Annotated in this window: 1 pseudogene; it reads left to right on the top strand. The window is 61.6% G+C overall.

Annotation, left to right across the window (positions count from 1 at the left end):
• A pseudogene (locus SB751_RS35140) lies at positions 1 to 237 on the top strand (FAD-dependent oxidoreductase); the annotation flags it as partial.

A 237-nucleotide genomic window follows, 5' to 3' on the forward strand; every position in this document is an offset into this window, starting at 1 on the left:
CGACGCGTGATGGCGCGACCTACTTTGCTGAACGCGTCTGGGGTGTGGGACTCGGTTATAACCTCGGCGCGAGCCACCCACTCGTCGGTCGTAGCGTGCCAGATTTCGAACTGGCTGATGGCACGCGGCTTGGTGATCATCAGACGACAGGCGGTGGATTGCTGCTAGATTTCGACTCGCGCCCAACGCTTCGGACGCTCGCCAGCCGTTGGCGCGAGCGAATCACCTATGTCGCAT

Source organism: Cupriavidus sp. SIMBA_020 (assembly GCF_046535395.1).
Taxonomy (GTDB): domain Bacteria; phylum Pseudomonadota; class Gammaproteobacteria; order Burkholderiales; family Burkholderiaceae; genus Cupriavidus; species Cupriavidus campinensis.